General features: G+C 70.3%; 16 protein-coding genes. 10 read left to right on the forward strand and 6 right to left on the reverse strand.

The window, feature by feature from the left end:
* Positions 1–114 precede the first annotated feature (114 nt).
* On the forward strand, positions 115–690 hold the full coding sequence (locus R6Y94_RS11255; protein WP_318395765.1) for a hypothetical protein: 576 nt from the start codon (positions 115–117) through the stop codon (positions 688–690).
* Positions 691–906: 216 nt separating this feature from the next.
* Positions 907–3063: a M1 family aminopeptidase gene (locus R6Y94_RS11260; protein ID WP_318395766.1), complete on the forward strand. Its 2157-nt coding sequence runs from the start codon at positions 907–909 to the stop codon at positions 3061–3063.
* Positions 3064–3376: 313 nt separating this feature from the next.
* On the opposite strand, the gene R6Y94_RS11265 is transcribed toward R6Y94_RS11260, so the two are convergent.
* The gene (locus R6Y94_RS11265; RefSeq protein WP_318395767.1) at positions 3377–4477 is read right to left on the reverse strand and encodes a LacI family DNA-binding transcriptional regulator; all 1101 of its coding nucleotides are present in this window, start codon (positions 4475–4477) and stop codon (positions 3377–3379) included.
* Between the two features lie 228 nt (positions 4478–4705).
* Between R6Y94_RS11265 and R6Y94_RS11270 the strand changes: the two genes are divergently transcribed.
* Both R6Y94_RS11270 and R6Y94_RS11275 read left to right on the forward strand, forming a co-directional pair.
* On the forward strand, positions 4706–6352 hold the full coding sequence (locus R6Y94_RS11270; protein ID WP_318395768.1) for a sialidase family protein: 1647 nt from the start codon (positions 4706–4708) through the stop codon (positions 6350–6352).
* A gap of 91 nt (positions 6353–6443) precedes the next feature.
* Complete coding sequence (locus R6Y94_RS11275) at positions 6444–9719, forward strand: hypothetical protein (protein WP_318395769.1); 3276 nt, start codon at positions 6444–6446, stop codon at positions 9717–9719.
* 288 nt (positions 9720–10007) lie between these two features.
* Here R6Y94_RS11275 and R6Y94_RS11280 read toward each other — a convergent pair whose 3' ends face one another.
* The 5 genes from R6Y94_RS11280 to R6Y94_RS11300 all read right to left on the reverse strand — a co-directional run bounded on the left by R6Y94_RS11280 (position 10008) and on the right by R6Y94_RS11300 (position 18730).
* The gene (locus R6Y94_RS11280) at positions 10008–13049 is read right to left on the reverse strand and encodes a family 78 glycoside hydrolase catalytic domain (RefSeq protein ID WP_318395770.1); all 3042 of its coding nucleotides are present in this window, start codon (positions 13047–13049) and stop codon (positions 10008–10010) included.
* A 365-nt stretch (positions 13050–13414) separates the two neighbouring features.
* Positions 13415–14650, reverse strand: a complete 1236-nt coding sequence (locus R6Y94_RS11285) for an SGNH/GDSL hydrolase family protein (RefSeq protein ID WP_318395771.1) — start codon at positions 14648–14650, stop codon at positions 13415–13417.
* A 12-nt stretch (positions 14651–14662) separates the two neighbouring features.
* A complete protein-coding gene (locus R6Y94_RS11290; RefSeq protein WP_318395772.1) occupies positions 14663–15532 on the reverse strand; it encodes an alpha/beta hydrolase in 870 nt (289 codons plus the stop codon).
* Positions 15529–16887 (reverse strand): sulfatase, encoded by a 1359-nt coding sequence (locus tag R6Y94_RS11295; RefSeq protein WP_318395773.1) that lies wholly within the window; start codon positions 16885–16887, stop codon positions 15529–15531. Before R6Y94_RS11295 ends, R6Y94_RS11290 begins: the two co-directional genes overlap by 4 nt.
* Positions 16888–16903: 16 nt before the next feature.
* Positions 16904–18730, reverse strand: a complete 1827-nt coding sequence (locus R6Y94_RS11300; protein WP_318395774.1) for a glycosyl hydrolase family 28-related protein — start codon at positions 18728–18730, stop codon at positions 16904–16906.
* A 263-nt stretch (positions 18731–18993) separates the two neighbouring features.
* Here R6Y94_RS11300 and R6Y94_RS11305 point away from each other — a divergent pair, with 263 nt between their 5' ends.
* From R6Y94_RS11305 to R6Y94_RS11330, 6 genes are read left to right on the forward strand one after another with little or no spacing between them, the layout of a single operon-like run.
* Positions 18994–20064 carry a LacI family DNA-binding transcriptional regulator gene (locus R6Y94_RS11305; RefSeq protein ID WP_318395775.1) on the forward strand — a complete coding sequence of 357 codons (1071 nt, stop codon included), beginning with the start codon at positions 18994–18996 and terminating at the stop codon, positions 20062–20064.
* Positions 20061–20987, forward strand: a complete 927-nt coding sequence (locus tag R6Y94_RS11310; protein WP_318395776.1) for an ABC transporter permease — start codon at positions 20061–20063, stop codon at positions 20985–20987. The genes R6Y94_RS11305 and R6Y94_RS11310 overlap by 4 nt, the downstream gene beginning before the upstream one ends.
* Positions 20984–21850: an ABC transporter permease gene (locus R6Y94_RS11315; protein ID WP_318395777.1), complete on the forward strand. Its 867-nt coding sequence runs from the start codon at positions 20984–20986 to the stop codon at positions 21848–21850. Before R6Y94_RS11310 ends, R6Y94_RS11315 begins: the two co-directional genes overlap by 4 nt.
* A 32-nt stretch (positions 21851–21882) precedes the next feature.
* Positions 21883–23406 (forward strand): ABC transporter substrate-binding protein, encoded by a 1524-nt coding sequence (locus R6Y94_RS11320; RefSeq protein ID WP_318395778.1) that lies wholly within the window; start codon positions 21883–21885, stop codon positions 23404–23406.
* Entirely contained in the window at positions 23403–24434 is a 1032-nt protein-coding gene (locus tag R6Y94_RS11325) for an ABC transporter ATP-binding protein (RefSeq protein WP_318395779.1), read from the forward strand. The genes R6Y94_RS11320 and R6Y94_RS11325 overlap by 4 nt, the downstream gene beginning before the upstream one ends.
* The gene (locus R6Y94_RS11330) at positions 24431–25237 is read left to right on the forward strand and encodes an ABC transporter ATP-binding protein (RefSeq protein WP_318395780.1); all 807 of its coding nucleotides are present in this window, start codon (positions 24431–24433) and stop codon (positions 25235–25237) included. Before R6Y94_RS11325 ends, R6Y94_RS11330 begins: the two co-directional genes overlap by 4 nt.
* The last annotated feature ends 2 nt before the right edge of the window (positions 25238–25239 follow it).

The raw sequence follows: 25239 nt of genomic DNA on the forward strand, positions 1-25239 counted from the left end.
GCCAAACGCCCCGCGCGGGGGGGGGGCCCCCCCCCCCCGCCGGGGGGGGGGGGGGGGGGGGGGGGCGCGCGCCCCCCCCCCCCCACCCCCGGAAGGGTGGAACAGGAGCAGCCGATGCCGGTGACCGTCGAGTGCGTGATCCCCACCGCGGACGGGGTGTTCCTGGTGCGGGACGTCAGCGCCGACACCGCTGTCGCGCAACAAGGTGCCGCCGACGCCGCGCGCATTCCCGGCAGCCGTGCCGGGCGCGGCTACGGTGCCGCCGGGGGTGTCCTGCTGGTCCGCTGTGCCGACCAGCTCAGCCGGCCGCGCCTGCGCATCGAGATCCTCGGTGCGGCGCCAGCCGACCAACCGCCGTGGCGCTGGGAGCCGCACACCACCCTCGACCTTCCGAGCGGACGGATCCTGGTGGACGCGGCCGACAATGCCGTACCGGCGGTCATGCGGGACATCGATGCCGGGGCGGGACCGGGCAGCTACGGCGTGCGCCTCGGGCACACCGGGCGGGCCGAGATGCGCGAAGCGGCGCGCCGCGTCCGGGAGGAGACCCTGTACGCCTCCGTCGAGGGCACGATGACGGCCTGGGGGAGCCTTGCGGGGCTGGAACGGTACCTCGTCCGGTTGTGGCCGCACCGTGCGGCGGCGGGCGGGATTCCCGTCGGGGTGCGGGCGAGACCGAGGGCGATCTGACCGGACCGCATCCGGTCGACCGAGACAGCGGGCAGCGGTCCCGACAACGTCTAGGGCCGGAATGTGTCGGCAGTAGACAGCGGGCCAGAGCGCTCCGCTCCGTATCGTGAGCGCGTCGGTGGTCGCGCTGGACTACGGAGTCGACAGGAGGCGCACCGGACCGAGGTCCGTCTCGGCCGCCGAGGAAGAGTCGTCCCAGCTCCCCGCGGAGAACACATGTTGCGCAGAGCCACACTCGTCATCTCGACCGCACTCGCCGTCGTCCTGGCCTCGAGTCCGGCCGGTGCGATGGCCACCGCCCAGGGCGGCTTCAGCCCCGGCGCGGCGGGCGCGGGCGACCCCTACCTCCCCCTCGACGGCAACGGGGGCTACGACGTCCAGCACTACCGGCTGGAGATCGGCTACAGCCCCGCCACCGACGTGCTGACCGGCGTTGCGACGATCACCTCGGTCGCCACGCAGAACCTCTCCGCCTTCAACCTCGACCTCGACGGGTTGACCGTCCGTTCGGTCACGGTCGACGGGCGCTCGGTCAGGTGGAGCCGGGACGGGGGCGAACTGACGGTCACCCCGGCACGCGGCATCGCCCGGAACGCCACCTTCAGCACCATGGTGCGTTACGACGGCGTACCGCAGACGATCGACGACCCGGCGATCGGTACCTCCGGCTTCGTCCACACCACGGACGGCATGGTCGTGGCCGGCCAACCGCACGTCGCCGCCACCTGGTTCCCGGTCAACGACCATCCGAGCGACAAGGCGTCGTACACCATCCGGATCACCGTGCCGGACGGCCTGACGGCGGTCTCGAACGGTGTCCTGACCGGCCGCTCCAGCCGGGACGGCCGGACCACGTGGAGCTGGGACGCCCGGCAGCCGATGGCCTCCTACCTGGCCACCGCCACGGTGGGCAGCTTCGACCTACGTGCGTACGAACGGGCCGGGGTCCGGTACTGGGACGCGGTCGACAGCGAGCTGACCGGGCCGGTCGTCCGGCCGCGCACCGGTGACCGGCTGCTCTACTCCCGGAGCGGCGCGCCCGGCTACAAGCGGCTCTCCCGGACCATCGACGTCCCCGCCGACGGCGCGCAGCTCAGCTTCTGGGCCAGCCTGGACACGCCGGACCCGGGCTTCTTCTTCGTCGAGGCGCACACCGTCGGGTCGGACGACTGGACCACCCTGCCGGACGCCGACGGCTACGCCAGGGACTACCCCGGGTCGTTGTGCGACAGCATCCCCGGCACGCATCCCTTCCTCGCCCACTACCTGAGCGTCGGGCCCGACGGCACGTGCGTGCCGTCCGGCACCACCGGCAGGTGGTTCGGGCAGAGTTCGTTCAACTACGGCAACGAGTACGGCAGGTGGACCGTCGACCTGGTCGCGTACGCCGGCAAGCGGGTGGAGGTCTCGCTCTCCTACGTCACCAAGGCGCCGGGCCCGGTCGATGACACGACCGAGCGCACCGGTGTGTACCTGGACGACCTCACCGTCTCCACCGGGGCCGGCAACACCTCCTTCGAGGCGGACGGGGATGTCCTGGACGGTTGGACCACGCCGGCCGCTCCGGCGGGCAGCCCCGCCAACCCGAACACCTGGACCACCACCACGGTCGACGAAGTGCCGTCGGCAGGAAGTGTCATCGACCGGGCACTCGGCCGCCAGCCCGAGGTCATCGAGTTCCTCGCCGCCGCGTTCGGCCCGTACCCGTTCCGCACGGCGGGCGCCATCGTCGACAAGGCGCCACTCGGCTTCGCGCTGGAGACCCAGACCCGGCCCGTCTACTCACCCGACTTCTTCGCGTACCAGAGCCAGGCCGACAGCGTCGTGGTCCACGAACTGGCCCACCAGTGGTTCGGCGACGCCCTGACGGTCCGGCAGTGGCGGGACATCTGGCTCAACGAGGGGTTCGCGACCTACGCCGAGTGGCTCTGGGCGGAGCACGACGGCGGCTCGACGCCCCAGGAAACCTTCGACTACTACTACCGGGAGTTTCCCGCCGACTCACCGATCTGGCAACTGAAGATCGGCGATCCCGGTCCGGCGGAGATGCTCTCCCCGGTCGTCTACAGCCGCGGGGCGATGACGGTACAGGCGCTGCGGGTCACCATCGGCGACGCCGCCTTCTTCGACATCCTGCGTACCTGGACGGCTTCCCGGGCGGGTGGCACGGTCAACACCGAGGAGTTCGTCGCGCTCGCCGAGCGGATCTCCGGAAAGTCTCTCGACGAGTTCTTCGCCGCATGGCTCTACTGCACGACCAAGCCAGCGGCGCCGGGCGCCCGGCGCAGCCCCGACCAGCCGAGGAAGGACCCGGTACCCGAGCCCAGGTTCAGCTCGTCGCTCCGGCCCGACGGGCAGCCGATGCGCTACTGATCGATCGGCGGGAACCGTCCGGTGGTACGGCCCGGTGGGCCGGCTCGTATCACCGGACGGACTCGGCTGCGGGCGCGCCCCAGCGACCGTCGCCCTGGCGTCCAGGCCCTCCGGCGCCCCGTCGACATCCGATCCTCCCGATCGGCGGTGAGTTCCCCACGACCTCCCGATGTGGGCGCGGTGGCGGGGACGCTGGTTGCGCGTCGACCAGGCCCGCTGCGGCAACCCGGCCGCCTGCGCCGGCTCGTCGAGGACCCGGTGCCTGCGGGGCGGTCCCGAGCCGTGGGTGCGGTCGCCGTCCGAAGAGCCGGCGTCAGGTGGTCGACACTCCGGTCTGCCGTGGCTGTCGGCGGGGTCGCCGCTGTCGCGACGGTCTGGGCGGCGGCGCGACGGTGGCGCCCGGCACGAGCGGGCATTCGACGCTCTCGCAGCGGGCTGCCTCCTCCTCCGGCTTCAGTAGCCGAACCAGCAGCCGGGTCGCCTGTCGGCCCATCTGCTCGCGGGGCACCACCAGCCCGGTCCACGGCGTGTCGTCACCGCGGGCACCCGTGGAGTCACCGAGAACGACGATGCTCAGGTCGCCCGGAACTGCCATGCCCTGCCGCTCACCGCAGGCCAGCAGCTCCTGGGCGAGGACGTGCTGCTCCGCGACGACCGCGGTGACGCCGGCCCGGCGGATCTCCGCGAGCAACCCCGTTACCTCGTCCGGCGACTCGAGCGTCCATACCGGGCCGACGGGCCGCCGCAGGTCCCCGGCCGGCACCGCGCGTCGGAATCCCTTCTCCCGGTCGCGGCTCGGTTGGGCGTCACCGTTGCCGATCCGCGCGTACACGACCCGCTCGTGTCCCACCTCGAACAGTCGCTCGGTCAGCCGCTGTGTCGCTCCGGCATAGTCGGCGGCGACATAGGGGATCGGCGCACCGCTGACCTCGCGGTGTCCCACGTAGACGAACGGGTATCCGGAGTCGCGGAGCTGCTCGATCTCCTCGACATTCGGGTAGCGGCCGAGGAGCAGCGCACCGTCGGCCAGGGCCAGCCGCGTCGACCCGTCCCGGAAGATCTGCCGGCCGCCGGCAACGCCGGTGAACAGCAGGAGGTCGTACCCGAGCTCGGCGGCCTCCTGCTCCATGCCGAGCAGGAACGGGAAGTAGAAGTCGACGCTGGTGGTGGGGAAGACCGGTTCGAAGGTGTAGACGCCGATGATCCTGTTGCGGCCACCGGCGAGCGACCTTGCGGAGGCATTGGCGACGTAGCCCAACTCGCGGATGACGCTCAGCACCCGCTCGCGGGTCGCCGGGCTTATCCGCACGCCCGCGTCGCGCTCGTTCAGCACGAGCGAGACCGTCGCCTGGCTGACGTCGGCAAGGCGGGCGACGTCGGCCTGGGTCGGTCGCCTCGCCGGTCCGCGGGTCATCCCTGCCCCTTGCTAATGCGCCCGACTGCGGTGATCGCAAGCTTCGCCTGTGGGTCGCGGCAGTGTCAAGGGAGCTGGTGCTAGTCATTTCACGGTCAGCGGCAGGAAACGAGCCGGAAATGCTAATACCCATTAGCACCTGGTGTCATGATCGGGACGGCGGTAACGTCCGGAAAACCTCATCGGGGTCGCGCAATGCCCGGAGCATCCGACCAAGGAGACATTCGCATGGTCCTGCCCATCAACCGGCACGACGTACCACGACGAACCGTCCTGGCCGCCGGTGCGGCCGCAGCGGGCGCGGCGCTGCTCGGCGCGCGTCCCGCCCTCGGCTCCGGCTCCACGCCACCGGCACGCGACGGGTTCTTCGCCGAGTCGACGGTCTGGGCCAGTGGCGAGGACGGCGTGGTGACGCACTTCGTCTACGGCCTGGCGGTGACCACTCAGGACACCGTGCTGGCTTTCAGCGAGGCGCGCCTGACCCGCGCTGATGACGGCGCACACCACGTGGTGTGCCGACGCAGCATGGACGGCGGGGCCACCTGGGGCGACACGATCGCGATCGAGACCAGCGAGGGGGAGGCGAGTTGGGCGAACCCGACGCCGCTCGTCGACCGGCGGACCGGCCGGGTCTTCGTCTTCTATGCGCTCAACGAGCACAACGCGGCGAGCCGGGTGTTCTTCCGGTCCACCGACGATGACGGTCGAAGCTGGTCCGACCGCCGCGAGGTGACCGGTCTTTTCGACGGTGACGAGCACGAATGGACGTTCCATCTTCCCGGGCCGGGCCACGGGATCCAGCTCGCCGACGGCCGGCTCGTGCAGCAGGTGTGGCACCGGCGTAGCGTGGCGTTCCCGGCCGACCAGCGGCGGTACGGGGTCGGCGTGATCATCAGCGACGACCACGGCGCCACCTGGCGGGCCGGCGGCGTGGTCCCGGTGTCACCGATATACCCGGTCAACGAGTCACGCCTGGTGCAGCGACCCGACGGGTCGATCGTCCTCAACGGCCGGTACTCCAGCGGCGGCGTCCACCCCCGGATCACCGCGGTCAGCGTCGACCGGGGCGAGTCGTGGTCGCCGCTGGTGTTCGACTCGTCGGTGGCCCACTTCACCGCGGTGGACGCGAGCCTCGCCCGCTACACCGGTGGTCCGGGCAGCCGTGCCGTTTCCCGGACGCTGTTCAGCCGGCCGGACAGCACCGCAGTGCGGGAAAACCTGACCGTGAGTCTCAGCTACGACGAGGGATGCAGCTACCCCTACAGCAGGACCGTCTACGCCGGACGGTCGAGCTACTCGGACATCGCGCGGCTCGCCGACGGGACGATCCTGGTGCTGTACGGCAAGGACGTCTCCGCCAGTAACGTCGTCGACCACGTCGCGCTCGCGCGCTTCGACCTGACCTGGCTCACCGGTGGCGAGGACTCGCTGCGGCGGGGTCCCCGGATCCGGGAGTTCCGCCAGCCGGCCGAGACCGCGTGGCGGCGGGTCCATGGTGGTGCCGCCAGCGTCGTCGGCGATCTGAACGCGTCGGGATACCGCCTGCTCGACTACGTCGCGGCGGCCCCCGGCGGCTACCTTGAGCTGTCCGTGCCGGTACCGCTGCCCGGTGTCTATGCCGTGACGGCCCGGTGCCGGCAGGACGCCGCGGCGGGCGTCTTCCGCGCCTCGATCGTCGGCGTCGGACCGGGGGAGACCTTCACGCCGGCCATCGACGTCGGCACCGCCTTCCGCGAGTTCTCCTGCGGACGCTTCACCATCGCCCGACCGGGCACCTACCGGCTGCGACTCGCGGTCGACGGACCCGGGGCCGGCGGCGGGACAGGACTCGGCCTGGACCACATCCGCCTGACGCAGGTCCCGCCCCGTCGTTGACGCCCGCCGCGTCCGCACCGTCGAGCCAACTCCCCCGCAGGTAGACCGTCGGCCCTCGCAGGTACCTGCTCGACCGTACTCGGAGGTTCCCATGATCCGGCCCGAAGCGGGACTCGCCCGCCGCGCCCTGCTCCGGTACGCCGCGGCCGGAAGCGCCGGTGCCGCCGTGCCCGCCCTGGTGGCATCCGGTGCCGCCGCAGCCAACCCCGACGGCGGCGGCGACGTTGACGCCCTCGTCCTGCAGAACCACGCGATCAGCCTGAGATGGCAGCACACCCCCGACGGTTGGGCATTGACCTGGCTGCGGAGCAAGCGGCACAACGGCTGGCGGAACGTCCGCACACCGTCCGGCCGGTACGGCATCTGGTCGGCCGGTTCGGCCCCGGACGCCGACAGTGTGCGGCGGGTGGCCGCCGGAACCCGCACGTCGTTCCTTCCGCAGCGGGCGAGCCGGCGGGGGCAGACGGTCACCTTCGTCGCGATGCAGCCCACCGGCACCATGCGGGCGGTGTGGCGGCTCGACCCCGCCACCGCGACCGACGTCGTGGTGACGCTCACCTGGACGCCGAACAGCGCCGGCTGGTATTCCATCCCGAGCCCGACGCTCGCCACCCTTGCCGACGAAGACCTCGGCTGGGGCGTCATCCCCGGCTACTGGTCGTCGGCGACCTCGGCGACCGACGACACGTTGACCTACCAGTACCAGGTGGGCGTGCCGACGGTACCGCTGGTGACCACGGAGGCCACGACGACCAGCCTCACCGCCATCCTGCGCAGCCGCACCCAGGACGTCGCGCTCGCGGTCATCGCCGACCCGTCGCTGGCCCGCGACCCGTGGGCCGGCAACGCCTCCACGCAGAGCACCTGGCAGGTCGCCATGTCGCTGCGGGCGCTCACCGGCGAACTCAGCCCGACGAGCGTCTACCCGGTGCTCGGGCAGGCAGGCTCGCAGCTCGCCGCCGGCGAATCGGTCACGGCGACGTTCCGGTACGTGCTCAGCGACGAGAGCTGGTACGAGGTGGCCAAGCATGCCACCCGGGACGTGTACCGGCTGGGCGACTATCTGGCCCTGGCACGCGCGACCGACTCGCTGTCGCATCGGATCAACCGGATGCACGACTTCATCGTGTCACCACGCTCCCAGTGGCACACCTGGGAGCACGCCGGGCTGACCCTCGGCGCGGAGAGCGGCAAGCTCTCCGACGTCGGCGCCATGTGGATGATGGACAAGCTCACCGGCGACCCGATCATCCGCCATGACCGGCTGCCGGTGGCCCGGAACTTCAAGCTGGCCCAACAGCAGACCACCGAGGGGCCGTTCCACGGCGCCGCGCTCGGCGAGTACTTCATGAACGGTGGCTGGGTCAGCGAGCTCGTCTGGACCAACAACCCCACCCCGGACTACGTCTCGCCGATCTTCACCACCTTCTACACGCTCGCCGACATGGGGAACATCGCCCTGTTCGACCCGTCGGACACCGAGATCCGGGATCGGATCCGGCTCGGCGCCGAAAGGCTGTTGAGCTGGCAGCACGACGACGGCAGCTTCGACATCGGTTACCAGCGGGAGAAGCCGGACGTCCGGCAGTACCCGGAGTTGCCCGACCTGCGTGCCACCTGGTACGGCTTCGTCGCCGCGTACCGGGTTCTCGGCGACGCCCGGTACCTGGCCGCGGCCCGGCGCGGGGCCGACTGGTTCATCGAGCACGCGGTCACCACCGGTGACTTCGTCGGCGTGTGCGACGACGCCCGGCTGACCCGCGACTTCTCCGTCATCTTCGCCGCGCAGGCCCTGCTCGAACTGCACGAGCTGACCGGCGTCCAGTTCTATCGGGATGCGGCGATCGAGTGCGCCCGCTTCTACACGCTGCACATCTTCGACCATCCCACCGCCACCACGGCCACGAAGACCTTCCACGGTGTCGAGGTGGCGGACTGGCAGACGAGCCAGGTCGGCCTCAGCTACGAGCGGTCCGGCTACACCGGCAGCGCGAGATGGGGCGGGCCCATCCTGCTGGCCAGCCACGCCGGTGCATTCGTGCGGTTCTTCCAGCTCACCGGCGACGTGCACTTCCTGGACCTGGCCCGGGCCGCGGCCCGCGGCCGTGACGCCTTCGTCGGTGTCGGCAGTGGCATACCGTCGTACTACTGGTCGGCCGGCAACGGCGGCGACAACGTCTACCCGTGGCACGGTTGGTGGCACATCGGGTGGGTGCTGGACTACCTGCTCGCCGAAGCCCACCTCCGCACCGGCGGCAAGGTCAGCTTCCCGCCCGGACTCTGCACCGCCAAGGTGGGATCCCACCGGCCGTACGGCTTCGCCGCCGGCCGGCTGTACGGACAGCCGGTGGACCTGTGGATGCCACGGACCCTGCTCACCGTCGACGACCCAAATGTGGACGTCATCACCGCACGGTCCACCGACGGCACCCGGTTGTACATGGTGGCGCTCAACCAACTCGGCCGGGCCACCTCGGCGACCGTGACGCTCAACCCACGCGGCGTCGAACCGGGCCGCCGCGCCAGCTGGACGGGGTGGCGGGCCGTCACCGGAAAGGCTGTCAGGACCGGCGACGCCGAGTGGTCGCTCTCACTGCCTCCGAACGGCGTCGCCGTCCTCGCTGTCGACGTGAGCCTCTCCGACGACCCGCTGGGACCGGAGTTGCGCGGCGTCACGGTCGATGGCGAACCCTTGACGCCGCTGGTCTTCTGGTCGTACCTCGCCACGGTCGAGAGCTGGGCGCAGTGGCGGGTCGCCGGCGCGCAGACCTGGACCGACACCGCCAACGAAACCGGGTATGCCTTCACACAGACCCTGGACCTGTCGACCCTTGAGAGGCCGACCGTGGTGCAGGTGCGCGTCGCCACCCGTCTGCCGGACGGGACCGTCGGATACTCGCCGAGCACCGAGTGGGAGGTGCCCGAGGTGTACGTTCCGGACGGCCCGAACCTCGCGCTGAACCGGCCGGTCGACGTCAGCTCGATATACCAGCCGCGGTACACCGGCGACCTGGCGGTGGACGGCAACGCCACCTCGAACGCCAGCCGCTGGCTCTCTGCCCTCGACGACGCGCAGCCGTCGATCACCGTCCACCTCGCCGCGCCGACCTCGCCGAGGCTGGTCCGGCTCTACACCGGCGGAGGGACCCCCTCCCTCCGGATCGTCGCCGGAGTCGTCCAGACCCGCAGCGCTGACGGCACCTGGGCGCAGGTCGGCGCCTTCACCGGCAACACCCTTCCGGTGGTCGACATCCCGATCGATTCCGGCCCCACCGACCAGGTTCGCCTGGTGGTCACCGAGCGGTCCACGGACGAGATCGACGTGGCGCGCGTCCACGAACTCGAGATCTACGACAAGGTGCGTTAGTCGGGCAATAAACAGAGGGCAGTCGTACCCGACCGGACAACCTGGTGTGGGCTGCCGCTGGCCGGGCTACCGGAGCAGGCGCAGGTCGACGGCGTCGGCCATTGCACGGTGGCCCGGCCGGGCCGGGGTGGGTGTGTTCGCCGCTGTCGTACCCGGGGAGCAGCGATGACGGGTCCCGCGGGTCCCGTAGCGCGGCGTCGAGGTCGATGACTCCGTGGTGGTCGACGCAGCCACGGAGGTACGCGTCGAGTCCGGTGCGCACCCGCTCCCAGCCCGGTCCCGCGGGGTCTACAGTTTCGCGCCGAAATGGTAGGTGCCCGAGCCCACCTCGTAGACCGCGTACCCGCCTTGCGTCTCGACGTACCTGACGCCTTCGGCCCGATCGGCTGGCCGACGGCCTTCGGTGACACTGTCACTGTCGCTGGTCGGCACGTAGACCGTCGCGGAGGAGTTGACCGGTACGGTGACGTCGAGCGTCAACTCGTCGTCGTCGCGCTCCCACCCGACCGCGATCCGGCCGCGGATGGACTCGTGCGTCGCGGTGGCGTGCCCGAGTGCACCGATGCGCGGTCGAACCACGAACTTCTCGTAGCCGGGCCCGGACGGGGACGGCGTGATGCCCGCGAGGTCACTGTAGAACCACTGGTCGACCGTACCCAGCATGTAGTGGTTGTTGGATCCCGGAAGAATGGCCCAGCGTGACGGGATCGTGGTCGCTCCGTTCTCGATCCAGTAGCCCCAACTGGGGTAGGTGGTCTGGCTGGCGAGCCGATGCGCAACGTCGTGGTGACCGTACGCGGACAGCACCGGCAGCAGCACGCTGGTGCCCAGGATTCCGGCGTTGAGGTGCCAACCGCGAGCCTTGATGTCGTCGACCAGGCTTTGCACCACCGACGCCCTGTGCGCCTCCGGGACCATGTCGAAGGCGAGCGGCACGGCATTGGAGGTCTGCTTGTACTCGAACCCCTCAAAGGTGTCGTAGTAGCCGCCGTTCTGGTCGTAGTAGACGGCGTTGAACCGGTCCCGCACATGGTCGGCCAGGGCGGTGTAGCGCGCGGCGTCGGCGGCTCGGCCGAGCACAGTGGCGATCTGCGCCATTTCGCGGGCCGACTTGTAGAAGTAGGCCGTGCCGACCAGGCGCCGGTCTTCCTGGGGGTTCGCCCCGAAGGGTGACGAGTGGTCGCCGTACTGCTCGACGCTCATGATTCCGTCGTCGAGCTGCGTCTGCATGAAATCCATGTACCTGGTCAGCAACCCGTAGTGCTCGGTGAGCACGGTGCGGTCACCGTAACTGACGTAGAGAGCCCAGGTGAGTGCCGGAAGAACACCGGTCCAGGCCGCGGAGATACTCCCCGAACGGAAGTCGTTCGGCCATGGCGCGACGACTGTCACCCTCCCGTTCTGCGCGGTATCCACCTGGTTGTCCTCGAAGTCGTCCAGCCACTTCTTGAAGAAGGCGGCCATGTCGAAGTTGTAGAGCATCGTCGGCAGCGCGACGTGCGCGTCGCCGGACCAGCCGCGCCGCTCGAAGGTCGGGCTGTCGGTCGGGATGCTCTGCAGGTTGTTGAGGATGGTGGCCCGCATCGCATCGTGGATGCGACCGTACAGCCGGTTGGACGACGTGAAGCGGCCAACCGAGTCGACCGCGTTGTGTACCTGCCGACCCGTGATGGTGCTGGTGCTGGGCCGCTCGGGCAGGCCCTCGACCTGGACGTACTGGAAACCGGTGTAGCTGAATCCAGGCTCCCAGACCTCCCTGCCCTTGCCGTTGAGGAGATAGATGTCGAGCTGTCCGGGCGCGTCGCTACGCTCCGGGTCGTGGTGACCGAGGTTCCGCACCGTTCCGTCGTCGTTCAACTCCTCGCCGTACAGCATCCTGACCTCGCTGCCGGCCGGACCGGAAACCGACAGTCTGGCCCAACCAGCCGTGGTCCGGCCCATGTCAAACACATATACGCCCGGCTTCGGCTCCGTGATGCGCACCGGCTCGATGTCGGTCGCGGTGATCGGAGGCATCGACTGCGCCCGAATCTCCTGCGCCGGGGGCGAGAGGACCGCAGCGCTGGACCAGCCGGTGGCGTCGTAGCCGGGCGTAGCCCAACCCGGCAGCGCCCGCCGGGCGTCGTATGTCTCGCCGGTGGCGATGTTGTCGTAAACCGTCGGCCCCTCGGTCACCCGCCAGGTCCGGTCCGAGGCCACGGTCTGCGTACTACCGTCGGTGTATTCAATCTCCAACTGCAGTAGCAGCTTGGTATCGTCGACGAAATCCGCACCGCCAGCCGGGCTGACGAATCCGAAGTGACCTCGACCCAGCTCGGCGCCGATCGCGTTGGTGCCCCGCTTGATTTTCCCGGTGACGTCGTAGGTCGAGTACAGCACCCGTTGGTTGTAGTCGGTGAAAGCCGGGTCGAGGACTCGGTCACCGCTGCGTTCCTCGCTCCTCGTGGCCGCGGCTATCCGTGCGCCGTTGAGGTAGTACTCACCATATCCGAGCCCGCTTGCATAGAGCCGAGCTTGTTTGACCGGCTTGGTGACACCGAACTCCTTCCGGAGCAAGGGCGCCGGCGGATGGGTAGGGCGAAGCCGTACCTGGTTCAGCCACGGCCCCTTCCCGTAGGCCGCAACCCCGAGCGCGTCGGACCAGCCGGTGTCGTCGAAACCGGGCTGGTTCCAGCCCGACTGGGCCTGCCGCGTCGCGCGCCAGGACGAGTCCGTCATGACCTCGACACGCTCGCCGCCGGCCAGCTCGACCATGAGCTTGCCGACCAGGCCCGCCGGGCCGACATACCGGTTGCGGGCCGAAACCGCCAGCGTGTTGGGCCCGGCCACCAGCATGTCGGCGAGGTCGACCTCAATGGCCATCCGACCGCCGAAGACACGCGAGTGAGAACGCGCGGCCTCCGCCCCGTTGACATACAACACGAACGCGTCATCCGCCGCGACGACCATCACGGCTCGCTCGACGGGTTGGGCCGGCAGATCGAGTGTCCGACGGAAGTAGCGAGAGCCGGCGGGTACGGAGGTTGCCGGATCGCCCTCCGGGTTCCAGATCCACCAGGCTCCGGCCAGGTTGTCCGGTCCCTCCGGCATGCCGATCCACTCGGCCTTCCAGTCGGACTCGTCGAGCAGCCCCATCTCCCACCAGGCCGGGGCGCTCCATGCCCGAACGTCGCCGTCACCGTCAGCGACCCGCACCCGCCAGAAGTACCGGGTACCGGCACGCAGACTCGGGCCCGCGTACGCGACGTTGACCGACTGGGACGACGCCACCCAGCCGGAGTCCCACACGTCCGGTCGGCCGCCGGTCAACCGGTCGGACGTGGACGCCACCTGAACACGGTAGCCCGTCTGTACCTGTGCCCGCTGCGATGACTCCAGTACCCAGCTCAGCAGGGGATGAGGTTCGTCAATCCCCAACGGATTGTGTGCATATTCCACCGTCATATCGGCCACGACCAGCCCGCGATCAGCCGCCGGCGCCGGCTGCGGCACCAGCGACGCCACCAGCAGCGGAACCGCCAGCACGGCAACCGCGCGAACCCGGAGTCGGAACACAATGCCTCCCACACAGATCGGTGCATGGAGCAATGGATGAATCGGCACACCGCCGCTACCACCAACAGACCGAACAATCGCGGTGTGAAAACGAAGACCTCGCATACCCCGAGGACACGCCGCGCCGGTTGAAGCTCGAGCTAACCGAGCAGGCGCAGCTCGACGGCGTCGGCCATGGCGCGGTATCCGGCCGGGCTGGGGTGGGTGCGGTCGCCGCTGTCGTACTCGGGCAACAACGATGTCGGGTCTTCCGGGTCGCGTAGCGCGGCGTCGAAGTCGATCACCCCATCGTGGTCGGCGCCGCTGCGGAGGTAGGCGTTCAACTCGGTGCGGACCCGCTCCCGTTGTTCGGTGTACGCGCCCCGGTGAGACGGCAGAACGGTGCCGGCGATGACCCGCAGGCCGCGGGCCGCCGCACGGTACGCGATCTGCCGGTGCGCGGCGATCAGGTCCGCAGAGGTGGCGGCCGAGCCGTAGATGTCGTTGATGCCTTCCAACACGATCACGGTGCGCACGCCCGCATGGGAAAGGACGTCGCGGTCCAGCCGGGCCTGGGCGGTGACGCCGGCACCGGGTCGCTCGGTGATGAGCCGGTTGCCCGAGATGCCCGCGTTGAGGATCGCCGGCCTGCGGGGTGGGGGCAGGGTGGCGGCGATGCGTTCGGCGAGGAAGTCGCACCACCCCTGGTAGCCGCCCCGGGGCAGGCTGCCGCTGTCCGTGATCGAGTCGCCGAGCGCGACGATCGTACCGGCGGACGGCTCACCCTCGCCGATGACCGCATCCACCCAGAACCAGTGCTCCACCGGCGTGCGGAACGCCGTCCCGGACTCGTCCGCAGCGGCGTCGCCCGGCGGGGACAGAAAGGAGAAGTCCTTGGGGCGTAGGTGCCCGGTGACCTGCTCGAACCGGCCGGGCGTGTAGACGCTGATCGCCAGGTCGTCGCCCGGCCCGATGAGGAGCGGCACCGGGTCGCTGATCACCTCGGCGCCCGGCGGTACGGTGATCGCCGTCGAGCCGCCGAAGGTGAGCGCCTTGTTCGTGCCTGACACCAGGGCCGCGCCGGCCGATCGGCGGCCGAGATAGGCCGAGCCGACGGGGAGCGGCGCGGTGCCGAAGGCGTTACTCAGCCGGACCCGTAGCCTGCGGGCGCCGATGGTCGCCCGCACGGTGACCCGGACGGTCTGGTCGGCAATCGGGTAGGGCAGCGCGTCCGGCGACGTTCCCCAGATGGTCACCGGTCCGTGGGTCGGCGGTGTCGCGACCGCGGCCGCCGGCCGAGAGGTCGCGAGCTGCGCGCCGACGGCCGCCACGCCGACTCCACCGAGAAACGCGCGCCGTCCGACGCGACTCGGCGACTCCTTCTTCGAGGCGAACATGCATCTTCCTCTCTACGTGGTGGGGCTTGCCGCGGTGGGCGCCGGCGAGCCGATCACCGACGTGAAGTGCTCGCCGAGGAAGCGGGCCGTCGCGCTCAGACAGCCGGCGTGGTCGTGTACCGGGAGTGCGTGCCCTTTTCCCACGACGATTTCGAGCCGGTTGGGTACGCCGGCAGCGTCGAGCGCGGCGTGGAATGCCTCAGCCGCGGCCGGCGGCGTGGCCTCGTCCTGGTCACCGACGCGGGTGAGGATCGGCGGGCAGGTCGGGGTGACGTGGGTGATGGGGGATGCCTGGGCGGCCGTCACCTGGTCGCTGTCATCGCCGAGGAACGCCCGGACCCGCTCCGGGAGCGGCGGCCGCCCGAGTGCTTCGCTGCGCAGGTCGACGACAGGGTTGTAGAGCACCGCCGCCTGAACCTGGCTGGAGACCTCCGCCCAGCCGCCGGATCCCTCGAAGCGCCCAGGGGTCAGGGCGACCATGGCCGCCAGCTGCCCGCCGGCCGATCCGCCGGCTACCGCGATCTGCCGGGGGTCGAGGCCGATTTCGGCGGCGTGGCCGCGCATCCAACGCACAGCGCACTTCGCGTCTTCGAGGGCTGCCGGCCACCGGGCCTCCCCGGACAGGCGATAGTGGATCGTGGCGGTTACATAACCGTCGGCGGCGAGCTCGTCGGCGAGTCGGGCAAGCAGACCGGGGCTACCCGAATTCCACCCGCCGCCGTGGATGAAGACGACCCCCGGCCGTTGCTGTGCAGGATCGCCGGCGTGGAGGTCCAGAGTCAGGGTGCGTCCTCCCCTGCCCGCTGTCCCGTAGGCGACGCCCGATCGCCGCCGATTTCCGCGGCGCGGCAGAGGAGTGGTGGCGGGTGGTGGTTGTGTCACGGACGTTCCCTTCCGGGCCCGAGCCCACTGATCGCCTCGTCATGCGAGGGCGACCGCACCGCGCCCACGAGCAGCGGATCGTCGACCTCGATCAGCCACTGGCGCAAGCGGGACATCAGTGCTGCCCGGTCGTCGGCATGGCGCGGATCGTCGATCACGTTGGACGTTTCGTCTGGGTCGGCGTCGAGGTCGTACAGCTCCGCAACGGGATGGCTGGCTGCCGGGCCACTCAGCCCGACCCGCGGCGTACACCGCCGGCGCCACGACTGGCTGGCGTCCATGATCGACGGTGCGGAGCTGAAGTTCACGATGAGCTTTCGCGAACCGGTTCGCACGCAGCGGCGCGGATCGTAATAGTCGTGGTAGGTGAGCTGGCCGAAGACCGCCTGGTGATGTCGGCCGGCCGTCCCCATCATGGCCGGCGCCTGGCTGAGGCCTGCCACGTCGGCCGGGATGTGTCGTCCGAGCGCGTCGAGCAGTGTCGGCACCAGGTCGATCCCGGAGACCAGGTCGGTCACGATCCGGCCGCCCTGCCAGCCGAGCGCCGGTGCCCGGGCCAGTAGCGCTATCTCCAGTCCTGGGTCGTAGAGAGTACATTTCGCCCGTGGCAGCGCGAGGCCGTGGTCGGTGACGAAGACCACGATGGTGCTCTCGGCCAGCCCCAGATCGTCGAGCTTGCTCAGAACCCGGCCCACGCAGGCGTCCATGTACCGCACCGCGCCCTGCAGTTCCGCGATCTCCTCTCGGGCGCTCGCGTCGTCGACCAGATAGTCGGGTACCGCAACTCCTCGCTCGGCGTACGGCGACATGTGGTCGCCGACGAATCCCATGACTCCGGCAGGGTCGCGGCGGCCCGGCAGCCGGTGCGGTTCACGGAACCCGACCTGGAGGTAGAACGGCCGGCCGAGGTCGGCGAACCGGACCAGCCGGTCGATCGCCCGGTCTGCCACGACTTCTCCCTGACCTCCCGTCAGCACCTCGTCGAAGCCGAGCCGCTGGGCAACCTCCTCGTCGGGTCGGACCCGGGACTCGTGGTGGACACCGATGAGCGATGTGAGATAGCCGAGTTCGGCCAGCCTGTCCGCCAGGTGGCGTTCGCCCGGCCGAAGGTCCCAACCGAACTGGGCGTGGGTCAGGCCGAGTACTCCGTTCTGCTGGGGGAAGCGGCCGGTGAACAGTGACGCCCGTGACGGGCTGCACTGGGGGGCGGTGCTGAACGCCCGGCTGAAGCGGACGCCCGAGGCGGCCAGACGATCCAGGTTCGGCGAGTCGACCGTGGGCACACCGTAACAGCCGAGAAAGCGACCGAGGTCGTGGCTGTGCAGCACAAGGACGTTCAGCCCGCGACTGTCCATTTCGATCGGTCGGCCGTCAGACAGCCGAGCCGAGGACGACGTTGCGCCAGGACTGGCCGTCGGAGAGCGCGAGGGCGCGCTTGCCGGTTTTCGGGTCGCGGACCATGACGAGCCCGCCGACGTTGTCCGCCGGGTCCGGCAGGGAGTCCGGCGCGTGCTCGGCGAGCACCACCTGATGGGTGTAGACGGACCGCATCCGCCGATCGGCGCTGCCCAGATCCCGCACCTTGTCGGCGGGCGGGACCAGGCCGTTGACGTTGGAGGTCATCGAGACCACCTCGTTGCTGGAGTTGGTCGCGCACAGCAACTCGGTGGCGGCCGAGCCGGACTGGTTGACCGGGACCACCCGCAGCCCGCCCTTGACGCCGGCGCTGGCGTTGCTGCCCTCCACGACGAAACTGCCGTAGGCGTCCGAGCCGACGTTGGGTGCGGCGGTGGTGGTGGACCGGACGATGACGGAGCCGTTGACGGCGGCGGTGAGCTGGTGTTGGTTGGCTCCGGCGCTGCGCCGCTCGACGTAGTTGTCGGCGCCGACCGTGCCGGCGTACAGGACACCGGCGGTGTTGCCGAACGTGTTGCCGGCGACCGTGGATCCGGAGACGGTGCCGACGACCCGCACCGGAGCCGTGCTGGCCACCGGGTTGTCGCCGAACACGTTGCCGGTCACCGTCACGCTTGCCGCGTCTCCGTTGATCCGGACAGCACCCCACCGTTCGTCCCGGTCGAGATTCCAGTTGTCGAACGAGTTCGAGGCAACCGTGATCTCGGACGCCGACGAGGCGAAGTAGACCGGCGAGCGGAGGACCCAGTTGAAGCTGTTGCCGGTGATCGTGACCTTCCGCGCGGCCGCCTCGGGGCGGAACTCGATCGCGTGCGACGGGCGGCCTCCGCCGGTGGGCTCACCGCCGCCGAAGATGTTGCCGGTGAAGGTGAGGTTCGTGCCGCCGGACGTGATGGCGACGACTGATCCGCCGGACCCGTTCTCGACGACGTTGCCGGCGAACGTCGAGTTGACGATCCCGCCGGAGAACAGCCGCCGGCCGATGTCGAGAACGTTGTTCGAGATGACGGCGCCGCGGAAGTTGTGGGCGTCCGCACCCGACGTGACGATGGCCGTGCCCATGCTGTGGAAGTGGTTTCCCTCGATGAGCCACTTGCGCATCCCGTAGGGCAGCAGGTGTACGCCGCTGCCGGAGACACCGGCGGTGGGCCACGAGATGTCCAGCCCGAAGTCACCGACCGCGACCAGGTTGTTGGTGAAGACGAGTCCGCGCCCGACGTGCTTGACGGCGGTGTAGAACTCCACGAAGGTGCACTCGGTGATCGTGGCGTCCATGTCGTCGGTGTTCGCCCGTTCGGCCCCGGGATCCCGGGCGATGTGGATGGCCTGTGAGTTCTTCAGGCTCGCCGCAACGACGAAGCAGAGGCCGCGAACGGCCGCCAGCGGTGCCCGCAGCAGGATGCCGGTCCCGTCGAAGTCGACGTCGATGATCGAGGTCCGCGAGCCCATCGTGCCGGCGCCGGCCAGGACGAGACGGTTGAAGTGCGGGCCTCCCGCCCCCTCCATGTCCGGGATGACCAGGGTCCGGGTGATCCGGTACGTGCCCGGCGGGAAGTAGACGATTTTGGTCGCCCGCTGGAGCTGCGCGTCGATGGCCCGCTGGATGGCATCGGTGTCGTCGGCCACCCCGTCCGCGACCGCGCCGAAGTCCTGCGGAGTCGTCGCGCCGGCCAGGTTGACCGGCGCTGCGTGGGCGGGAGCGGTGACCGCGCCGACGGTGGCCGTGGCGATACCCGCGATGCCGGCTGAGCGCAAAAGGTGACGGCGGTTGACGGTGCTCATGCGATTGGCCCCCTCAGTGGAGTGGGTCGGGCGGAGCGCCCGGTCGTCGTGCGTTCCGGGACAGCACCGGCGCGATCAACTGATACGTATTGAGGCGGCAGCGTACAGAAGATCGTCCGGGCACCACAAGAGGCGGCGAGTGGTCCTTCTGTAACGCGCCGGCAGCGCCGATGTCACCATTCCGTGATCCTGGCCCCTTGCGGAGGTGCCGCAGGGCCCCTACTGTGACCGAAGTTCGTTACGTATTAGTCAGATGGGTCGAGATGCGGAAACGTGTGGGGCCGAGACGGCCCACCCAGGTCGAGATTGCCCGCCGGGCCGGCGTCTCCCAGGCCACGGTCTCGCTCGTGCTGAACGGGACCGACGGTGTGCCGGTCTCGGAGCAGACCCGCCAGCGGGTACGCCAGGCGATCGAGGACCTGGGATACGCGGTGAACCCGGCTGCCCGGGCGCTGCGTGGCATGACCGTCAAGACCATCGGGCTCTACACGTTCGAGTCGGTCTTCCCGGTCGACCAGCGGGACTTCTACTACCCGTTCCTGCTCGGCGTGGAGGAGGAGGCGGCCCGCCTCGGCTACGACCTGTTGCTGTTCACCTCGGCCAACACGGCCCGGGACGGCGTCTACGCCCGGGGGCACAACGCGCTGCTGAAGGCGGACGGATGTGTCCTGCTGGGCCGGCACATCTCCCGCGACGACCTGGCGAACCTGGTCCGGGAGGACTTCCCGTTCGTCTTCATCGGTCGGCGCACGGTGGACGGCGCCGAGTTGTCCTACGTCGCCCCGGACTACGTCGCACCGACGAGGGGCCTCGTGGAGGAGCTTGTCGCGCTCGGGCACCGGCGTCTGCTGCTGCTGCGGCAGACCGACGGTGCCGAGCCGGGCGAGGACCGCGAGCTGGGCAGCCGCACTGGCGCCCAGGCGGCCGGCCTGCCCGCCGCCGACCTGCTCGTCGAGTTCTCCTCCGGCGCGGAGGACGTCACCACCGAGCGGGTGAGCGGTTGGATCCGAGCCGGCGTGACGGCGGTCCTCGTGGAGCCGTCCGAGGACAACGCCACGGGCGTGGCGCTGGCCGAGGTCACCCGGGCGGCGGGAATCCGGATACCCGACGACATCTCGGTGGCCTTCCTGGGCTCCGCGCCCGCACCGACGGCGACCCGGATCTGGACCTCCTTCGAGCTGCCCCGGGTCGAGATGGGCCGGGCAGCGGTCGACCTGCTGGTCAAACTGCTCGACGGTGTGCAGGACCGGCCGATCCAACTGCTCGTCCCGTGCACCGACGTGCGGGGCAACTCGATCAGCCGGGCACCGCGGGCGCAGGTGACGCCGCGATGACCAGATACGTGGTACGCACCGTCGGCACCGCGATCGTGATCATCCTCGGCGCCGCCACCCTCGTCTTCTTCATCATGCGGATCGCGCCGGGCGACCAGGCGACCGTGCTACTCGGTCCGGACGCCACGGCCGCCGAGGTGGCGGCGATGCGGAGCAGGCTCGGCCTGGACCAGTCGCTGCTGGTTCAGTACTGGCACTACCTCACCCAGCTGGCGACCCTCGACTTCGGCGACTCCTACCGCTTCGGCCGCCCTGCCCTCGGCCTGGTGCTGTCCCGCCTGCCGGCCACGGCGGAGCTCACGCTGACGGCCACCGCGATCGCGATGCTCGGCGCGGCGATCGGTGCCCTGGCCGGCGCGTACCGTGGCCGGTGGGTCGACCGTGGGATATCGGGCTTCGCCCTGGCGCTGTACTCCATGCCGCCGTTCTGGATCGGCATCATGCTGATCCTGGTACTGGCGCTGAAGTTCCGGTTGCTACCCAGCGCCGGCACCGGTACGCCGGCGCACATCGTGCTCCCCGCACTGACGCTCGCCGCCCCGTTCACCGCGCTGCTGGTCAGGATCACCAGGAGCAGCGTGGCGGACACCATGGCCGAGCCGTACGTGCAGCGGTCCCGCGCCAAGGGGCTCACCACCCGCCAGGTGGTCACCGGACACGTCCTGCGCAACGCGGCGCTGCCGGTGGTCACCATCGGGGCGCTGCACGTGGGAACCCTGCTGGGCGGCGCGGTCATCATCGAGACCGTCTTCGCCTGGCCCGGCCTCGGCTCACTGCTCGTCTCCGCGGTCGCCAACCGGGACTACTCCATCGTGCAGGCAGCGGTGCTCGTGATCGCGGTCATCGTGGTGTGCCTCAACGTCGCGGCGGATCTCGCCGCCGCCCGGCTCGACCCGAGGATCCGGTTGGGAGGCGCGGCATGAGTGCGATCGCCGTACTGGCGCGGGTCCGGCCGCGGGCCCGGCGTTACCCGCCGGCCGTCCCCGCCATCGCCGCCGTCGTCCTCGCCGGCTACCTCGTCGCCGGCCTGATCGGCCCGCTGCTGATCTCGTACGACCCGGTGGCGACGAGTGTGTCGGACCGCCTGCTCGCGCCCGGCTCGACGACCGCCGACGGAACTGTCGCCGTGCTGGGCACCGACGGCGTGGGGCGGGACATGCTCGGCCAGTTGGTGTACGGGGCCCGTACCTCGATCGTCATCGGGTCCTCCGTGGTGGCCATCTGCGTGATCGTCGGGATGATGTTCGGCACGCTGGCCGGCTACCTGTCCGGCTGGACCGACGTCGGGATCTCCCGGCTCATCGACGTCCTGATGGCCTTCCCGGGTATCCTGCTCGCCGTCGTCATCGCCGGACTCTTCGACCGGGGCATTCTCGTCGTGGTGCTGGCGCTGTCCGTCGCGGGCTGGGTGGCGTTCGCCCGGCTCGCCCGCGGACTGACGTTCTCGCTGCGGGAACGGCCGTGGATCGACGCCGCACGGCTGATCGGGGTGCCCACCCCGATCATGATCGTCCGGCACATCATCCCGTTCGTGATCGGACCGGTCACCGCGTTGGCGACCACGGAGTTCGCCGGCGCCGTCCTGTCCGAGGCCGGTCTGAGCTTCCTCGGGCTTGGCCTGCCGCCCTCCGCGGTCTCCTGGGGCCAGGTCATCGCGAACGGCAGGGACTATCTCGACACCGCTTGGTGGATATCCGCCTTCCCCGGGCTTGCGCTGACCGGGCTCGTGGTGAGCACGGGCCTGCTCGGCGACCACCTCACCCAGCGTTTCGGCGCCCGGCGCTGACAACGCATCCCCCTAACCCAGGAGAAGATGCAATGACGCTACAGCGACGGATGCGTACGGAGGTCCTCGCCGCCGCGGCCCTGGCACTCGTCGGGCTCGTCGGCTGTACCACCACCTCCGGCGGGTCCGAAAACGGCGGCGACGTCGCGCAGGAACTGGCCGTCGCCGTCCAGTTCCCGATCGAGAACCTCGACCCGCACGGCGCGTCCGCAATGGACAACGGCACCCAGATCGCTGCCAAGGCCATCTTCAGCCCGCTTGTGCGTATCGTCGGAAAGAGCCAGTTCGAGGGCGTCCTCGCCGAGTCGTGGCAGACCAACGCGGACGCCTCCGAGTGGACCTTCAAGCTGCGCGACAACGTCACCTTTTCCGACGGGTCCCCGGTCACCGGCTCGGACGTGGTCGCCTCGTTCAACCGGGTGGTGAGCCTCGCCGGCCCGATGGCGGTCAACTTCAAGGACCACCAGGCCAGGGTCGATGGCACGGACACTGTCGTCATCACCGGCAAGGGCCCGGATCCCGCACTGCTCGGCAAGCTCGTCACGTTCTACGTGACGCCAGCGAACCAGGACAAGGCGGGTTGGGAGAAGCCGATCGGTAGCGGACCCTTTGTCCTCCAGCAGTTCGCCCCTGGCCAGAATCTCGTCCTCGGTGCCAACCCGAAGTACTGGGCGGGCAAGCCGCAACTGGACCGGCTGGAGCTGCGCAGCATCCAGGAGATCGCGGCGCGGATGACCGCGCTGAAGACCGGCGAGGTCGGACTCACCTGGGCCATGCCGGACGACCAGATCCCGGCCCTGCGCAGCGACCCGGACCTCGCCGTGGAGAAGCTGGATGGCGGCGCCGTGGTGACGATGTGGATGAACAGCTCGGCGAAGGGACTGACCAGCCCGGCCGTCCGGCGGGCCCTGTGGCAGGCCGTCGACTTCGAGACGATCATCAAGTCGCTGTACCCGGAGACCGGCGCTCTGGCCAACTCGGTGATCGGCACCAACGTGCTCGGCTACGCGCCGCAGACCCCGGTCAAGTACGACCCCGTCGCGGCCAAGGCGGCGCTGGACGCGGCCGGCTGGGACTACGGGCAGACGATCCGGTTCCAGTTCTCGCAGCCGCAGTTCCAGCAGTTCACCGATGCGGTGGCGAGCGACCTCGCCAAGATCGGCGTCAAGGTCGACCCCACCCAGAAGGAGTCCGCGGTCTTCCTCCAGGATCTGCTGGCGCTCAACTGGGACCTGAACATCCAGCAACTCGGTACCGCCGGCTTCGACGCGGCCACCAACCTCGGCCGGCTGTACACCTGCGCGGCCAAGCGGACCGGCTACTGCAACGCGGAGCTGGACAACCTGCTCGCCCAGGCCGGCTCGACCAGCGACACCGCCAAGCGCCAGGACCTGTACGCGCAGGCATCCAAGATCATTTGGGACGACGCCGTCGGCATGTACCCGATGTTCGTCCAGATCCCGTACGCCCGGAGCAAGACGCTGCAGGACTTCACGCTCCCGGTGGACGGCGTACCGGACTTCGCCAAGGTACGGATCGGCAGCGACGCACGGTGAAGCCGCTCCCGACTTCCCCGGTCGCCGACCCGGCACCGAGCGAGCCCGGCCCCGGCGGTGGCCCGGCGGAGCTGCTGCGGATCGAGCATCTGTCGATCGACCTGCCCGGCCCGGCGGGTCCGGTCCGGGTGGTGGACGACGTGTCGTTCGCCGTCGACGCGGGCCGGACCACCGGCCTGATCGGGGAGTCGGGCAGCGGCAAGACGATGACCGCCTCGGCGATCATCGGCCTGCTTCCGGCCGGTGGCACGGCCTCCGGCCGGATCTGGTGGCACGGCGAGGACCTGGTGGCCATGCCGGAGAAGGCCCGGCGCCGGCTGCGCGGGCACAGCATCGCCATGATCTTCCAGGACCCCCAGTCCGCGCTGAACCCGACGCAGACGATCGGCCGGCAGGTCGGAGAGATCCTCCGCCGCGGCGGCATGCCGGCCAGCCAGGTACGCCGGGCCGTGATCGACCTGCTCGACCGGGTGGGGGTGCCCGATCCGGAAACGCGGCATGCCCAGTACCCGCACCAGTACTCGGGCGGCCTGCGGCAACGCGCGATGGTGGCGACCGCACTCGCCGGTTCGCCACAGCTCATTCTCGCCGACGAACCGACGACGGCGCTCGACGTCACCGTCCAGGCCCGGATCCTGGGGCTGCTCAAGCGCATCCGCGAGCAGGAGGGCATGGCCATGTTGCTGGTCAGCCACGACCTGCGGGTGATGGCGCACGTCGCCGACGAGGTCGTCGTGATGTACGCCGGCCGGGTGTGCGAGATCGGCCCCAGCCGCGAGGTGTTCCACCGGCCGGCGCACCCCTACACCAGGGCGCTGGTGGTCAGCGTCCCGGCGGTGCGCAACAAGACGGCCATCGCCGACCCGCTGCCCGGCAGCCCGGCGAACCCGGCCGAACGGCCTCCGGGATGCCCGTTCCATCCCCGGTGCCCCAAGGCTCGCGACCGGTGCCGCACCGAGGTGCCGCAGTTGCGGCACCTCGCCACCGGCCGGCAGGTCGCCTGCCACTTTCCCGAGGAGGCGACGTGACCGCCACGGGGCAGCCCGCGCTGCTGGAGGTCGACGACCTCGTGGTCAACTTCGGCACCCGGCGGGAGCGCCGGCGCGGCCTCAAGCCGAACGCCGTCGACGGCGTGTCGCTCACGGTAGGTCCGGACGAGACACTCGCCGTCGTCGGCGAGTCCGGCTCGGGCAAGACCACGGTTGCCCGCTGCGTCGTCGGCCTGCAGGCGGCGCAGCGGGGCACGGTGCGGTTCGACGGCGTCCAGGTCGGCCCGGTCGGCACCCGCACTCCGGCGACCCGCCGCGCCGTCCAGATGGTCTTCCAGGATCCCGCCGCCTCGCTCAACCCGCGGATGACGGTCCGCGCCATCATCGCCGAGGCCTGGCGTACCCACCGGTCCGTCGCGCCTACCGACCGGACCTGGGACGCCGCCATCGAGGACCTGCTGAACGACGTCGGCCTGGACGCCGGCATCGCGGCCCGGCGCACGCCGTCGCTGTCCGGCGGGCAGTGCCAGCGGGTCAGCATCGCCCGCGCCCTCGCGCTGCGGCCGCGCCTGCTGGTCTGCGACGAGGCGGTCTCCGCCCTCGACGTCTCCGTCCAGTCCCAGATCCTGCGCCTGCTCGTCAGCCTGCGGGCCTCCCGCGGGCTCGCCATCCTGTTCATCACGCACGACCTCGGCGTGGTCCGCCAGATCGCGGACCGGGTGGCGGTGATGCAGCACGGTCGGCTGGTCGAGACCGCCAGCGCCGACGACCTGTTCGACCAGCCCAGCCATCCCTACACCAGGACCCTGCTCGACGCCGCCCTCGACCTCGAGGGCGCGTGACA

The sequence above is a fragment of the Plantactinospora sp. KLBMP9567 genome (assembly GCF_033446045.1).
Taxonomy (GTDB): domain Bacteria; phylum Actinomycetota; class Actinomycetes; order Mycobacteriales; family Micromonosporaceae; genus Plantactinospora.

Coding starts and splice junctions, on each gene's coding strand:
- R6Y94_RS11255 (WP_318395765.1), top strand. CDS start 115: ATGCCGGTGACCGTCGAGTGCGTGATCCCCACCGCGGACGGGGTGTTC.
- R6Y94_RS11260 (WP_318395766.1), top strand. CDS start 907: ATGTTGCGCAGAGCCACACTCGTCATCTCGACCGCACTCGCCGTCGTC.
- R6Y94_RS11265 (WP_318395767.1), bottom strand. CDS start 4,477: ATGACCCGCGGACCGGCGAGGCGACCGACCCAGGCCGACGTCGCCCGC.
- R6Y94_RS11270 (WP_318395768.1), top strand. CDS start 4,706: ATGGTCCTGCCCATCAACCGGCACGACGTACCACGACGAACCGTCCTG.
- R6Y94_RS11275 (WP_318395769.1), top strand. CDS start 6,444: ATGATCCGGCCCGAAGCGGGACTCGCCCGCCGCGCCCTGCTCCGGTAC.
- R6Y94_RS11285 (WP_318395771.1), bottom strand. CDS start 14,650: ATGTTCGCCTCGAAGAAGGAGTCGCCGAGTCGCGTCGGACGGCGCGCG.
- R6Y94_RS11295 (WP_318395773.1), bottom strand. CDS start 16,887: ATGGACAGTCGCGGGCTGAACGTCCTTGTGCTGCACAGCCACGACCTC.
- R6Y94_RS11300 (WP_318395774.1), bottom strand. CDS start 18,730: ATGAGCACCGTCAACCGCCGTCACCTTTTGCGCTCAGCCGGCATCGCG.
- R6Y94_RS11305 (WP_318395775.1), top strand. CDS start 18,994: ATGCGGAAACGTGTGGGGCCGAGACGGCCCACCCAGGTCGAGATTGCC.
- R6Y94_RS11310 (WP_318395776.1), top strand. CDS start 20,061: ATGACCAGATACGTGGTACGCACCGTCGGCACCGCGATCGTGATCATC.
- R6Y94_RS11315 (WP_318395777.1), top strand. CDS start 20,984: ATGAGTGCGATCGCCGTACTGGCGCGGGTCCGGCCGCGGGCCCGGCGT.
- R6Y94_RS11320 (WP_318395778.1), top strand. CDS start 21,883: ATGACGCTACAGCGACGGATGCGTACGGAGGTCCTCGCCGCCGCGGCC.